General features: G+C 70.5%; 10 protein-coding genes. 7 read left to right on the top strand and 3 right to left on the bottom strand.

All coding sequences use genetic code 11. The features are described 5' to 3' along the window. Nucleotides 1–63 precede the first annotated feature (63 nt). The 5 genes from FNH13_RS18410 (at nucleotide 64) to FNH13_RS18390 (ending at nucleotide 4,085) form a co-directional block, all read left to right on the top strand. Nucleotides 64–1,359 (top strand): adenylosuccinate synthase, encoded by a 1,296-nt coding sequence (locus FNH13_RS18410; RefSeq protein ID WP_143784782.1) that lies wholly within the window; start codon nucleotides 64–66, stop codon nucleotides 1,357–1,359. Between the two features lie 75 nt (nucleotides 1,360–1,434). Then, a complete protein-coding gene (locus tag FNH13_RS18405; RefSeq protein ID WP_143784781.1) occupies nucleotides 1,435–1,944 on the top strand; it encodes a pyridoxamine 5'-phosphate oxidase family protein in 510 nt (169 codons plus the stop codon). Nucleotides 1,945–2,039: 95 nt separating this feature from the next. After that, nucleotides 2,040–3,002 (top strand): bifunctional Delta(1)-pyrroline-2-carboxylate/Delta(1)-piperideine-2-carboxylate reductase, encoded by a 963-nt coding sequence (gene lhpI, locus FNH13_RS18400; RefSeq protein WP_143784780.1) that lies wholly within the window; start codon nucleotides 2,040–2,042, stop codon nucleotides 3,000–3,002. Nucleotides 3,003–3,148: 146 nt separating this feature from the next. Continuing rightward, nucleotides 3,149–3,604 carry an SDR family oxidoreductase gene (locus tag FNH13_RS18395; RefSeq protein ID WP_228266492.1) on the top strand — a complete coding sequence of 152 codons (456 nt, stop codon included), beginning with the start codon at nucleotides 3,149–3,151 and terminating at the stop codon, nucleotides 3,602–3,604. Nucleotides 3,605–3,641: 37 nt separating this feature from the next. Next, complete coding sequence (locus tag FNH13_RS18390) at nucleotides 3,642–4,085, top strand: VOC family protein (protein WP_143784778.1); 444 nt, start codon at nucleotides 3,642–3,644, stop codon at nucleotides 4,083–4,085. A 73-nt stretch (nucleotides 4,086–4,158) separates the two neighbouring features. On the opposite strand, the gene purL is transcribed toward FNH13_RS18390, so the two are convergent. The 3 genes from purL to purD all read right to left on the bottom strand — a co-directional run bounded on the left by purL (nucleotide 4,159) and on the right by purD (nucleotide 10,480). Continuing rightward, nucleotides 4,159–8,091 (bottom strand): phosphoribosylformylglycinamidine synthase, encoded by a 3,933-nt coding sequence (purL, locus tag FNH13_RS18385; RefSeq protein ID WP_143784777.1) that lies wholly within the window; start codon nucleotides 8,089–8,091, stop codon nucleotides 4,159–4,161. 54 nt (nucleotides 8,092–8,145) lie between these two features. Further along, nucleotides 8,146–9,087 carry a phosphoribosylaminoimidazolesuccinocarboxamide synthase gene (locus tag FNH13_RS18380; protein ID WP_143785234.1) on the bottom strand — a complete coding sequence of 314 codons (942 nt, stop codon included), beginning with the start codon at nucleotides 9,085–9,087 and terminating at the stop codon, nucleotides 8,146–8,148. A gap of 115 nt (nucleotides 9,088–9,202) precedes the next feature. Next, nucleotides 9,203–10,480 (bottom strand): phosphoribosylamine--glycine ligase, encoded by a 1,278-nt coding sequence (purD, locus tag FNH13_RS18375; protein ID WP_143784776.1) that lies wholly within the window; start codon nucleotides 10,478–10,480, stop codon nucleotides 9,203–9,205. A gap of 394 nt (nucleotides 10,481–10,874) precedes the next feature. Here purD and FNH13_RS18370 point away from each other — a divergent pair, with 394 nt between their 5' ends. Beyond that, the gene (locus tag FNH13_RS18370) at nucleotides 10,875–11,870 is read left to right on the top strand and encodes a helix-turn-helix transcriptional regulator (protein ID WP_143784775.1); all 996 of its coding nucleotides are present in this window, start codon (nucleotides 10,875–10,877) and stop codon (nucleotides 11,868–11,870) included. A gap of 135 nt (nucleotides 11,871–12,005) precedes the next feature. Continuing rightward, nucleotides 12,006–14,252 carry a HelD family protein gene (locus FNH13_RS18365; protein WP_143784774.1) on the top strand — a complete coding sequence of 749 codons (2,247 nt, stop codon included), beginning with the start codon at nucleotides 12,006–12,008 and terminating at the stop codon, nucleotides 14,250–14,252. Nucleotides 14,253–14,259 lie beyond the last annotated feature (7 nt).

Below are 14,259 nucleotides of genomic sequence, written 5' to 3'. Positions count from 1 at the left end.
ACTGCCTGATGGGTGTGACAGATAACCTGACCCTGGACAATCCCCAACAGCAAGGTGGGCAGCATGCCGGCAGTAGTCCTGGTTGGAGCCCAGTGGGGCGATGAGGGCAAGGGCAAGGCGACCGACCTGCTCGGCAGCAGCGTCGACTACGTCGTCAAGTTCAACGGCGGCAACAACGCCGGGCACACGGTCGTCATCGGTGACCAGAAATACGCCTTGCACCTGCTGCCCTCCGGCATCCTCAGCCCCGGTGTCGTCCCGGTCATCGCCAACGGCGTGGTCGTCGACATCAGCGTCCTGATCGAGGAACTGGACGGCCTCGAGGCCCGCGGCGTCGACACCTCCCGCCTGCGGATCAGCGCCAACGCGCACGTCATCCCGCCCTACAACCGCACGCTGGACAAGGTGACCGAGCGCTTCCTCGGCAGCCGCAAGCTCGGCACGACCGGCCGGGGGATCGGCCCGACCTATGCCGACAAGATGAACCGCGTCGGGATCCGGGTGCAGGACCTGTATGACGAGTCCATCCTCCGCCAGAAGGTCACCGCCGCGCTGGACACCAAGAACCAGCTGCTGCTCAAGATCTATAACCGGCGCGCCGTCGAGGTGGAGGAGGTCATGGAGGAACTGCTGCGGCACGCCGAGCGGATCCGCCCGATGGTCTGCGACACCGCGCTGGAGCTCAACGAGGCCCTCGATGCCGACAAGACCGTGCTCTTCGAGGCCGGCCAGGCGACCCTGCTGGATGTTGACCACGGCACCTACCCGTTCGTGACGTCGTCCAACGCGACCTCTGGTGGCGCCTGCACGGGATCTGGTGTGGCACCGACCCGGATCGACAGCGTGATCGGCATCCTCAAGGCCTACACGAGTCGGGTCGGGGAGGGGCCGTTCCCGACGGAGCTGCACGACGACATGGGCGAGTTCCTGCGCAAGACCGGCGCGGAGTACGGCACCACCACCGGGCGTCCGCGGCGCTGCGGGTGGGTCGACGCCGTCATGGGCCGCTATGCCCAGCGCATCAACGGCGTCACCGACTTCGTCATCACCAAGCTCGACATCCTCACCGGCCTGGAGAAGGTCCCGGTCTGTGTGGCCTATGACGTGCAGGGAGTGCGGCACGACTCGATGCCGGTCAACCAGTCCGACTTCCACCACGCAACGCCGATCTATGAGGAGCTGCCCGGCTGGTGGGAGGACATCAGCCACTGCCGCACCTTCGAGGAGCTGCCGGAGAACGCCAAGAACTATGTGCTGCGGCTCGAGGAGCTGATCGGTGCGCGAGTGTCGGCGATCGGCGTGGGTCCGGGCCGCGAGGAAACCATCCAGCGCTTCGACCTGCTGGGGCGCGACAGCTAGCCTGCCCCCTCACCGAGCACGCGGTGTGCTGCCCTGTGGCAACCGGTGTCGGTGCCTGGGTCTACCGTGCGAGAGATGGAGACACCAGCAGCACCGGCCGCTGATCGGCCGGTCTTCCCCGACGGCTATGGCATCCCCGAGACGGCGGAGGGCCAGCTCACCTGGTCCCAGGTCGAGCCTCGTCTCGTGGGGGCGAAGCACTACTGGCTCAACAGTGTTCGCCCCGACGGCACCCCGCACTCGGTGCCTCGCTGGGGCGTGTGGCTGGAGGGCCGGTTCTGGTATGACGGAGCCCCCACCACCCGTCATACCCGCAACGTCGAGCGGAACCCCGCAGTCACCCTGACGCTGGAGAGCGGCACCGAGGTGGTCATCATCGAGGGTGAGTCGGTCGCTAGCCGCGCCGATGCTGACGGACTCGGTGCACGCCTGGCCGAGGCCTTCGGCAAGTATCACGACCAGGACTACGCGCCCGGGCCCGACTCGTGGTCCGGAGAGGATGGTGGGGGCCTGCGCGTGATCACCCCGCGGCGGGCGATGGCCTGGTTTGACTTCCCCAAGGACTGCACCCGCTTCCGCTTCTGAGACGGGGAGCGCAACACGGTGTGCTCGGTCGCCTCGTGGGTCGCGCGGCGCTGGTCGATGGGTGGCGAGCAGGTGGTGGGTGATTGGGTGAGGGCATGCAGTTCATTGATGCCGCGACGGTCCGGAGCCTTCTCGAGCCGACGGCCCTCGTGGAAGGGCTGCGCGCAGCCTTCGCAGAGCCGGGCTCCGCGGTGGTGCCAGAGCGCGCGCACCACCGCATCGATGACGACCTCGACGCCACGCTGCTGGTCATGCCGGCCTGGCAACGTGGCCGCTGGCTCGGGGTCAAGGTCGTCGGCCACTTCCCCCACAACCGGGAGCAGGGGCTGCCGGGGCTCTATGGCTCCTACCTGCTCGGCAGTGCGAGCACCGGCCAGCCCGTCGCCGTGCTGGATGGCACCGAACTCACCCGGTGGCGCACCGCCGCTGCCAGTGCGTTGGCCGCCGACAGCCTGGCGCCCCGTGAGGTGCGTGAGCACCTGCTGATCGGCGCCGGCAACGTGGCCGCGGCCGTGCCCGCCTGCTACGCCACCGTCCGTGAGGTCGGTCTCACACGGGTCTGGAGCCGGACTCCGGCCGGGGCTGCGGACCTCGTGGACCGCCTCCGCGCTGACGGCCTCGACGCGGAGGTCGCCACGGACCTGCGTGAGGGCGTGCGACGTGCCGACGTGATCACCGCGGCCACGTCGGCGACCAGCCCGCTGGTGCTGGCCGAGGACGTCACCCCCGGCACGCACGTCGACCTGATCGGTGCCTTCACCCCCGCGATGGTCGAGGCCGACCCTGCTCTGGTGACCACCGCGAGCCTGTTCGTCGACGTCCCGGAGGCGCTGCACGAGGCCGGTGACCTGACCGGCCCGCTGCGTGACGGCACACTCCAGCAGTCTGACGTGCGAGCCACCCTGGCGGACCTGTGCACCGGGGCGCATCCCGGACGCGAGTCGACCGAAGAGGTGACGGTCTTCAAGTCCGTGGGGACGGCGCTGGAGGATCTGGTTGCGGCGGGGCTGGTCTGGGACGCGCACCGGGCAGCCGTCCGTGGCGAGACCGATGAGTGAACCCGGATTGCCTGAGCAGTTCCTCGCGCTGCTCGCAGAGGACCGGCCGGTCGCCGACTATGAGCAACTACGCCGGGCGGCGGCAGAGGTGGACAGCGACGCCGCCGACCGCGTCCACGCGCTGGCGCTGCGTGTGCGAGGCCTGCGTGAGCAGGACCGACGGCGCCGCCGAGATCGGTGGCGAGGCCTGGGCCGTCGACCTGTCGGACACGGCTGCGCTGGAGGGGCTGCGGCTGGAGTGTGACGTGCTGGTCAACAATGCGGGGATCCAGCGGGTGGCGCCGATCCACGAGTTCGTGCCGGAGGATTTCCGGTTGATCCAGCGGTTGATGTTGGAGGCGCCGTTCCTGTTGATCCGGGCGGCGTTGCCGCACATGTATGCCGGGGGGTGGGGTCGGATCATCAATGTCTCCTCGGCGCACGGGCTGCACGGCATCCCCGAGGACGAGGTCGTCGAGAAGATCATGCTGACCCGCTCAGCGGTCAAGCGGATGGGTGAGCCGGACGAGGTCGCGGCGCTCGCGGCGTTCTTGGTGTCGGACGATGCCGGCATGGTGACCGGGACCTCGCTCACGATGGACGGTGCCTGGACCGCCCAGTAGCCGCCCCGCCCGGGAGATCGGCGCTACCGTGGCAGGAATGAGCCAGCTACGTGTGCGACCAAAGCTCGTTGTCGAAGGTGCCGATCGTGCTATCGAGTTCTACGAGTCGGTGCTGGGTGCGAGCCTGACCAGCCGGTATGTGATGGGCGGCACCGTGGTCTTTGCTCAACTCGATCTGCCCAGCGGCGACGTCATCCAGCTGAAGGATCCCGATGATGTGGACCGGAGCCCCGCCGACGGTGGCTGCGGGCTCGTCATGGACATCATGTGTGCCGACCCCGACGCGCTCGTGGCAGCGGCGGTCGAGCGCGGCGCGGCGATGATCTTCGACGTGGACGACCAGCCCTATGGCGCGCGTCAGGGGCGCTTCCGGGATCCCTTCGGTCACCAGTGGATCGCCGGCACGGCGCTGACCAAGACCGATAAGGAGATCCAGCGCGCCCTCGAGGTGTGGGCCACGGACGGAGGCCAGCAGCCGTAGTGAACGCCACGCCGGGCGCTGTGGGATCGGGAAGCACTACCCCGCGCGCTCCGCTCGGTCGTGAGGGGGGGTGTCAGTCCACCCAGACGCGAGCGTTGCGGAACATCCGCAGCCACGGGCTGGCCTCGCCGATGGCGCCCGGGGTCCAGGACAGCTGGGCGTTGCGCTGCACCCGCTCGGGGTGCGGCATCATCGCCGTGAACCGTCCGTCCGCCGTGGTGACGGCGGTGAGCCCACCACGCGAGCCGTTGGGGTTGGCAGGGTAGACCTCGGTCGGGCGGCCGTGGTTGTCGACATAGCGCGCCGCGGCCAGGACCGCCGCCTCGTCGCCCTGGGCCGAGAAGTCCGCCCGTCCCTCGCCGTGGGCGACCGCGATCGGGATCCGGGAGCCTGCCATGCCGGAGAAGAAGATCGAGGGAGACTCGAGCACCTCCACCAGACTCAGCCGCGCTTCATACTGCTCGCTGCGGTTGCGGGTGAACCGTGGCCAGGCCTCGGCGCCGGGAATCAGGTCGGCCAGCGCGGCAAACATCTGGCAGCCGTTGCAGATCCCCAGCGCGAAGGTGTCCGATCGGGCGAAGAAGTCACCGAACGCCTGGGTCAGCGGCTCGTTGAACAGCACCGAGCGGGCCCAGCCCTCTCCGGCTCCGAGGGTGTCGCCATAGGAGAAGCCGCCACAGGCCACCAGCCCCACGGCGCGGGCGAGGTCGAACCGGCCGGTCTGCAGGTCGGTCATGTGCACGTCAAAGGTGTCGAACCCCGCCCGGTCGAAGGCGAAGGAGGTCTCGACGTGGGAGTTCACCCCCTGCTCACGCAGGATCGCCACAGCGGGTCGTGCCCCGAGGTTGAGATAGGGCGCACTGACATCCTCGACCGGGTCGAAGGTCGTCTCCACGTGCAGCCCGGGGTCATCCTCCGCACCGACCGCAGCGTGCTCCTCCTCGGCGCACTCCGGGTTGTCGCGCAGCGTGCTCAGGCGCCAGGAGACCTCGTCCCACGCCTGGGCGAGGTCCCGCAGCGGCTCGTCCAGGGCCGCGCCTCCGCCGCGCACCCGGACCTGCTGCTCGCGGGTGCTGTGACCCAGGAGATGGGTCACCTCGCCGAGGCCGTGCGCGGCGAGCACGGCGCGGGCCTGCTCGGCCCGGTCGGCGGGCACCCCGAGCACGACACCGAGCTCCTCGGTGAACAGGGCGGCCACACCATCCTCGCGCTGCGGCAGCTCGACGTCGACACCAACAGCTCCGGCAAAAGCCATCTCGCACAGGGTCGCCCACAGTCCGCCGTCCGAGCGGTCGTGATAGCTGGTGACCAGGTCGGTCTCGCGCAGCGCCGTCAGCGCAGACGCCAGGGAGAGCAGGGCCTGCGGGTCGTCCAGGTCGGGCACGGTGTCACCGAACTCGCCGCGCACCTGAGCCAGCATGGACCCGCCGAGCCGGTCGCGACCGGCCCCGAGATCGACCAGCAGCAGCGCCGAGTCGGGCAGGAGCTGCGGGGTGAGCGTGCCCGTCACGTCGGGCAGCGACGCAAACGCCGAGACCACCAGGGACACCGGCGAGATGACCTGCCGGTCGACGCCGTCGGCACCAGCCCAGGTGGTGCGCATGGACATCGAGTCCTTGCCGACCGGGACCGAGATCCCGAGCGCGGGGCACAACTCCATCGCGACCGCGTGCACCGTGTCATAGAGCGCGGCGTCCTCACCGGGGGTGCCTGCGGAGGCCATCCAGTTGCAGGACAGCTTCACGCCGCTGAGGGTCACCGGTGCGGCCAGCAGGTTGGTCAGCGCCTCACCGACCGCCATCCGCCCCGACGCCGGCCCGTCGACGGCCGCGAGCGGGGTGCGTTCGCCGCTGGCCATGGCCTGCCCGGCCAGCCCCACCAGATCCGAGAGAGTGACTGCCACGTCGGCGACCGGCACCTGCCACGGGCCAACCATCTGGTCCCGGTGGCTCAGCCCGCCCACCGTCCGGTCGCCGATGGTGATGAGGAAGCGCTTGGAGGCGACGGTGGGGTGGCGCAGGACGGCGTATGCCGTGTCTCTCAGGGCCGCCGGCGCCTCGAGGGGGCTCAGGTCGAGCTGGGGTGCTGAGCGGGTGAGCCGCTCGACGTCCCGGGTCATCTTCGGCGGCTTGCCGAGCAACACCTCCATCGGCATGTCCACCGCCTGCGTCTGCTGGTCACCCAGAGTCAGCTGGCCGTCGTCGCGCGCGACCCCCACCACGGCATACGGGCACCGCTCCCGCTCACAGAGCGTCGCGAAGTCCCCGAGGGACTTGGGCGCGATCGCCAGGACGTAGCGCTCCTGGCTCTCGTTGGACCAGATCTCCTTGGGTGCGAGACCGGACTCCTCCAGCGGGACCGCGGACAGGTCGAAGCGGGCGCCCAGACCCGCATCGTCGACCAGCTCGGGGAAGGCATTGCTCAACCCGCCGGCGCCGACGTCGTGGATCGCCAGGACGGGGTTGTCGGGGCCCAGCGCCGCGCAGTGGTTGATGACCTCCTGGGCGCGCCGCTCCATCTCGGGGTTGCCGCGCTGCACGGAGTCGAAGTCCAGTTCGGCGGCGTTGGCGCCGGAGGCCATCGAGCTGGCCGCACCACCGCCCATGCCGATGCGCATGCCCGGGCCCCCGATCTGCACCAGCAGGGTCCCGTCGGGGAAGCGGACCTTCTCGGTCTGGTCGGCACTGATCTGACCGAGACCTCCGGCGCTCATGACCGGCTTGTGATAGCCGCGGCGCACGCCGTCGACGGTCTGCTCATAGACGCGGAAGAAGCCACCGAGTGCCGGCCGACCGAACTCGTTGTTGAAGGCGGCGGCACCGATCGGGCCCTCGAGCATGATGTCCAACGGGGTGGCGAGGTGGTCGGGCGCGCCGTAGGAGTCGGCCTCCCACGGCTCGTCGGTGCCGGGCAGGTGCAGGTTGGAGACGATGAAACCGGTCAGTCCGGCCTTGGGGGCCGAGCCGCGACCCGTCGCCCCCTCGTCCCGGATCTCCCCGCCGGCGCCGGTGGCGGCACCGGCGAACGGCGAGATCGCGGTGGGGTGGTTGTGGGTCTCCACCTTCATCAGGACGTGGACTTCCTCGTCGCGGCCGGCATACCGGCTCGGGCCGATCGCCCCCCGCTCCGGCACCCACCGGGTGACCCGGCCCCCGGTCATGACCGAGGCGTTGTCCTTGTAGGCCACCACGGTCCCCTCGGGGTTGACCTCCTCGGTGTGTCGGATCATCCCGAAGAGGCTGCGCGGTTGGGGCTGGCCGTCGATGACGAAGTCCGCGTTGAAGATCTTGTGCCGGCAGTGCTCCGAGTTGGCCTGCGCAAACATCGTCAGCTCGACGTCGGTGGGGTTGCGGCCCATGCCGGTGAAGGCCTCGACCAGATAGTCGATCTCGTCCTCGGCCAGCGCCAATCCCCACGCCAGGTCGGCCTCCGCGAGGGCCGCGCGGCCCCGGCCCAGGACGTCGACGTGCTCCATCGGTGCGGCGTCCCGCTCGGCGAATAGCACGCCCAGTGCCTCGCTGGAGGGGAAGACCGACTCGGTCATCCGGTCGTGCAGCACCGCGGCGCAGGCGCCCCACTCTGCCTCGGTGAGGTCCGCTCCCTCCGTCGTGAGGGTGTAGGCCACGACCCGCTCCACCCGGTGCACGTCCAGGCCGCAGTTGCGCAGGATGTCGGTGGCCTTGCTGGCCCAGGGCGAGATGGTGCCCAGCCGGGGGCCGACCACGACGGTGCTCTGTCCGGCCGACTGCTCATCGCCGGTGGTGTCCGCTCCGGCCGCGACGCCGGGGGCCGCGACAGGCACGCCGTAGGTCAGCAGTGCGCCGAGCCGAGCACGCGTGACCTCGTCAGGTGCGGTGTCCGTCGCCACCTGGTGGGCGAACTGCGCGGTGACCGCGGTGACTCGGGGAGCGACCACCTGCAGGCGCCGCAGCAGTGCCGCTGCCCGGAAGTCGGAGAGGGCCGAGCCCCCGGGCACGGAAGTCAACACGTAGTCGTGCGTGGCCATGGACGTCGGTCTCCTCGGAGCAGGCGGTGCGGGCTGCGGGCTGGGTCGGGGGCCTTAGGCGGGGGTGGCGGGCACGAACGTCTGCCCGGTCAGGGTCTCGTAGGCCTCGATGTAGCGGGCCCGGGTCAGCTCGATGACGTCCTGTGGCAGCGGCGGGGGAGCCTGGCCCGAGGAGCGGTCCCACCCGCTGGTCGCGGAGAGCAGCCAGTCTCGCAGCACCTGCTTGTCGTAGGAGGTCTGCACGCGGCCCGGTGCCCACTCCGAGGCCCGCCAGAAGCGACTGCTGTCGGGCGTGAGCACCTCGTCGGCCAGGACCACCTGCACCTCGTCGGGATCGACTGTGGTCCAGTCGATCTCGTCGTCCACGGAGGTGAGGCCGAGGGAGAGGGGGTCCACGCCATACTCCACCTTGGTGTCGGCGATCAGGATGCCGCGCTCCGCCGCGATCTGGTTGCCGCGAGCGAGGATGCCGAGAGTCAGGTCGCGCACGCGGCTCGCCAGGGCGGTGCCCAGCTCGTCCTCGACGTCCTCGAAGGTCATCGGCTCGTCGTGCTGTCCGGCCGGCGCCTTGGTGGTGGGGGTGAAGATCGGTTCGGGCAGCGCGGAGCCGTCGACGAGGCCCTCGGGGAGGGCCGCCCCGCTGACGGTGCCGGTCGCCTGGTACTCGCTGAGCCCACCACCGGTGAGATAGGCGCGGGCGATGCACTCCACCGGAAGCATCCGCAGTCGACGCACGGTGAGCGCCCGGCCGGCGACCTGCAGAGGCACCGCGGCGTCGATGACGTGGTGGGGCAGGAGGTCGGCGAGCTGGTCGAACCACCACGTCGAGAGCTGGGTCAGGACCGCGCCCTTGTCGGGGATGGGGGTATCGATGATGTGGTCGAAGGCCGAGATGCGGTCGGAGGCAACCAGCAGGAGCCGGGACTCATCGACGAGGCCGGTGCCGGGGTCGATAGGGGCGAACAGCTCGCGGACCTTGCCGGAGTAGACCGGCATGTAGCCAGGCAGCTCACCCGGCAGGCCATCGGTGGTTTCCTGCTCGCTCACTGCCTCACCATTTTCCGAGTGGTTTTGCTGCCGGTTCCCGCATTTTCTGAATGGTTTTGTTGATTCATCCCAGGACGGCTCCCTCGGCGGCGCGCTGGGCGATGTCCGTGCGGTGCTGCCCGCCGACCAGGTGGATCGCTGCCACCCCGGCGTAGGCGTGGCCCCGGGCGCTGACCAGGTCGGGGCCGGTGCCGACGACCGAGAGCACCCGCCCGCCGGCGGCGATCACGCCCTCGGGTGAGGCGGCGGTCCCGGCGTGCAGCACCTGCACGTGTTCAAGGGCGCCGCACTCCGCCAGGCCGGCGATGGCCGCGCCGGTCACGGGGGCGTGTGGGTAGCCCTCGCACGCGACCACCACGGCGACGGCTGCCTGAGCGTGCCAGGACAGCTCGGGCAGCTCCGCGAGGTGACCTGTGGCGGCCGCCTCCAGCAGCTGTCCGAGCGGGGTGCGCAGTCGGGCCAGCACCACCTGGGTCTCCGGGTCGCCGAACCGGGCGTTGAACTCCACGACCCGCAGGCCGCGTGCGGTCACGGCCAGTCCGACATACAGGACGCCGGCGAACGGGGTGCCGCGGCGACGCATCTCGTCGATCGTCGGCTGGGCGATGCGGGTGAGAACCTCCTCCTCCAGCCCCTCCGGTGCCCACGGGAGAGGGCTGTAGGCCCCCATGCCTCCGGTGTTGGGTCCGGTGTCCCCGTCCCCGATCCGTTTGAAGTCCTGGGCCGGGACCAAGGCCCGCACCTCCGTGCCGTCGCTGATGCAGAACAGCGAGATCTCCGGGCCGTCAAGGAACTCCTCGATCACGACCCGGCCGTCGGGCTTGGCCAGGCAGGCGAGGGCGTGGGCGACGGCCTCGGTGTGGTCCTCGGTGACCACGACCCCCTTGCCGGCGGCGAGACCGTCGTCCTTGACGACATACGGAGCGCCGGTGGAGTCGAGGGCGGCGATGACCTCGTCCTCGGTGGTGCACACGTGAGCCAGGGCGGTCGGCACGCCGGCGGCGGCCATCACCTCCTTGGCAAAGGCCTTGCTTCCCTCCAGTGCGGCGGCCGCGGCGCTGGGGCCGAAGCAGGTGATGCCACGGGCCCGGACCGCGTCGGCGACCCCGGCGACGAGCGGAGCCTCTGGGCCCACGATGACAAGGTCGGCGCCGACGTCCTCGGCGAGCTTCGACATGGCGGCCGGGTCGGTGATCGGGCCACAGTCCGGCAGGCACTGGGCCACCAGATCGATGCCTGGGTTGCCCGGCGCGGCCAGGACGGCGTCCACGGTCGGGTCGGCGGCCAGGGAGCGGACGATGGCGTGCTCGCGCGCGCCGGAGCCAATGACGAGAACCCTCACGTGACGACACTAAGCCAGCGGGACGTCTGGCCGGGCCTCGGCCGGACAAATCGTCGGGGGGCTGGTGGCCCGAGTCTCCTCGAATGTGCCCGTTGGCACCCGACGAAACCCCTCCAAAATGCGGGACGGGCCGACGAAACCCCTCCAAAAATGGGTGGCCCAGACAAAGCCGTGGTCCACCTGGGAGGCAGGGGGGGGTCATCTCCCAGGTGGACCACGCAGCGGAGCAGGGTCTGACTGTCTCGGGGGGAAACAGTCGACGCGCACATCCCCACTTCCGGCTAGGCCGGTGACTCCACTGTGACACGAGATCTGACAGATGTCACGCGCAGGTGTGGCGGTTTATAGTCAATGGCGGCAATCCGACACTGGCAGCTGATCGGCGGCGAGGCACATGGACAGGTTCGACGACCTCACAGACCCCCAGCACGAGGAGTTCCTGTCCTCGCTCTACCTGACCATGCTGCGTCTGGGGCAGCCCACTCGGCGGGCGCTGGTCGAGGCCGGCCTGCACCCCGACGACGTGACCCGGGCCGCGACCTTCTTGGAGGGGCGCGGCTTGATCACCCGGCAGAGCGAGGGCACCTGGAATATCGTCCCGCCGGAGACGGCCATGCCCCGGAGGGCGGCCGAACTGGAGGCCCGGGCCCGGTCTGTGCGCAGCACCGCCGACGAGCTCAGCGCGCTCTGGCGGGCTTCGCGCAGTGACAGCGCGGAGCCGGACCTCCGAGGGGTGGAGATGTTGGGGTCGGTCGACCAGGTGGTCCTGGCGGCATACTCCCTGGCGGCCACCGCCGAGCACCGCATCAGGGGTTTCCTGGACGAGTCGCCGGCCGCGCTGCGACTGTTGCTCGAGGAGAGCCGACCGGTCTCCCCGGCCGCCGTGACCTCCTCGGACGTCAGGCTCATCGTCGACGTCTCACTCTTTGCTCACGACGGCGTCCTGAGCCGGTTGGAGGCGCTGGTCAATGCCGGGCAGCGGGTGGTCGTCGCCGACGGGCTGCCGTTCAGCGGGCTCATCGTCGATGACGCCGCTGCCCTGGTCGACCTGTCTCGGCACGACCCGAGCGCCGACGGCTCCTTCGTCGTCCGGCGACGCAACCCCACCAGGGCGCTCTCGGCGCTGTTCGAGATCGCCTTTGAGCTCGCCACCCCGTTGGGGCCGACCCGTGCGCGCGCCGAGGGAGCGACCGACGAGCCGCCGCTGGAGACACGGGACCGGCGCATCCTCAACCTGCTGGCCACCGGCGCGACGGACCAGCAGATCGCCCGGCAGATCGGGGTGTCCACGCGGACCGTGGAGCGTCGGGTCGCTGCCTTGATGCGCACCCTCGCGGCAGCGACCCGGTTCCAGGCCGGGGTGCAGGCCGCCCGGCGCGGTTGGATCTAGTCGCCGCCCTCCGTGGGCCAGGACTCGCGCGTGCAGTGAGCGCCCAGCCCGAGGCCGGGACCAGTGCAGGAGGCGGGTAGGCTTGTTCGACCCAAGACGGAGAACAACCCGTGACCACGCCGTCGGGTGGAGGGGATGGAACCACAGGTGAGCGAAGCCACCGAGGACGTTGTCGCACGTGAGATCGCCGTCGAGCAGGCGCACGTCGACCGGGTCTACACCGAGCTGGCCAAGGCCGTCGACCGTGCCCAGCTGGTGCATGCCGAGGGCATGTCGCGGGGACAGACCGACCGTCGTGGCACTGGCGACCCCCGGGAGGAGGAGCTCGCCGGTCTGTTCGAGCGCGATGCCCTGGTCTATTCGGCGTCCCGGCGCACCGCCTCCCTGCAGAACCAGCATGAGGGCCTGGTCTTCGGGCGACTCGACCTGGACCACGCCGACACCGGCGAGCAGGCTGACCGCGAGATCCGGTATATCGGCCGGCTCGGGGTCCGTGACGACGAGTACGACCCGCTGGTGATCGACTGGCGCGCGCCGGCCGCGGCGCCGTTCTATCGGGCCACGCCCGTCGAGCCCCATGGCGTGGTGCGTCGCCGGGTGCTGCGCTCGCAGAGCGAACTGGTGGTCGGGATCGAGGACGACCTGATGGTCGCCGATCCGCCGCCGGATCTCGTCGTGGTCGGCGACGGTGCCCTGATCGCGGCCCTGTCCCGCACGCGTGGGCAGCGGATGCGGGACATCGTCGCCACCATCCAGCAGCACCAGGATGAGGCCATCCGGGCGGACGTGCGCGGGGTCACCGAGATCACGGGCGGTCCCGGCACCGGCAAGACGGTGGTGGCGCTGCACCGCGCCGCCTACCTGCTCTACTCCGACCGCCGTCGCTTCGAGTCCGGTGGTGTCCTGGTCGTCGGGCCCTCCGCCGCCTACACGGCATACATCGAGCGGGTCCTGCCCGGGCTGGGCGAGGACTCGGTGGTCCTGCGCTCGATGGGCGATCTGGTCGGGGGCATCACGGCCACCCGGGTGGACTCCCCGGAGACCGCCGCGGTCAAGGGCGGGCTGCGGATGCGGCAGGTGCTCAACCGGCTCGTGCGCGAGCCGATCCCCGACGCCCCGGACCTGCTCCGGGTGTTCGTGGCCGGACAGGCGATCCGTCTCGAGGCGGCCGATCTGAATCGCGTGCGTCGGACCGTGCTGCGCCACCACCAGCGCAACAACTCCTTCGATGTCGCGGTCCGGGAGCTGGCCGAGGCCGCCTGGGCCTCGGTCCGCGAGGGTGACCGCGAGCAGTTCCTGGACAAGTTCATCGACTCCACCGATGTCGAGACGTTCGCGCGCCAGTGGTGGCGTCCGGTCGACCCCCGCGAGGTGCTGCTGTGGCTGGCCGAGCCGCAGTTCGCCGCGCGGGTGGTCGGCAGCGCCTTCGACGGCGAGCACGAGGCAGCGGCTGAGACCCTGTCGGCGTCGCTGCGCACAGCCCTGCACACCGGCACCTGGAGCGTCGCCGACGTCGCCCTCGTCGACGAGCTGGCCGCCAAGCTGGGACAGATGGTCGACCTGCCCTCGGAGGAGCGGGGCTTCTATGAGATCGAGGAGCTGGACAACGCCGCGCAGTACGGCACGTCCGCGCTGCGGGTGGGGGTGGACGGCGACGAGCCGGTCTCCCTCGCGGTCTCTGACGGGTCGGGAGAGCGCATCTCGCACGATCCCCAGGAGCGGCTGATGGCCGGTCGGGTCACCGCGGCCGACGACTACGCGCACGTGCTCGTCGACGAGGCGCAGGACCTGTCACCGATGCAGTGGCGGATGCTGGGCCGCCGGGGGCGCTGGGCGTCCTGGACCGTCGTCGGCGATGCCGCGCAGAGCTCCTGGCCCGACCCGGAGGAGTCGCTGACCGCCCGTGAGGAGGCCTTCGGCAGCACGGTGCGACGCGGCTTCCACATGCAGACCAACTACCGCAACGCGCGGGAGATCTTTGAGTATGCCGAGCGCCTGATCCGCAGGTATGTCCCGGATGCCGACATCCCGGAAGCGGTGCGCGAGACCGGGGTCGATCCGGTGGAGATCACCGTCGACGCTGACGCCGAGGCCATCTCGGGCGCCGTTGCCGAGGCACTGGCGGGCCTGTCCGATCAGGTCGCGGGCTCGGTGGCCGTGATCGCTCCGCGCAAGTGGCAGCCCGAGCTGTCCAGGGTGGTGGGCCGCCACGACGGCCGGGTCGCCCTGATCGACCCGCTGTCCTCCAAGGGCCTGGAGTGGGACGCCACCGTGGTGGTCGATCCGGACGAGATTATCGCGGAGTCCCCGGGTGGCCCCCGCGTGCTGTATGTCGTGCTCACCCGTGCCGCGCACCGGATGACTGTGCTGCAGGTCCGGTGACTGACCT

It is taken from the genome of Ornithinimicrobium ciconiae (genome assembly GCF_007197575.1).
Taxonomy (GTDB): Bacteria; Actinomycetota; Actinomycetes; order Actinomycetales; family Dermatophilaceae; genus Ornithinicoccus; species Ornithinicoccus ciconiae.
This window is presented reverse-complemented; position numbering and strand designations above follow the sequence as displayed.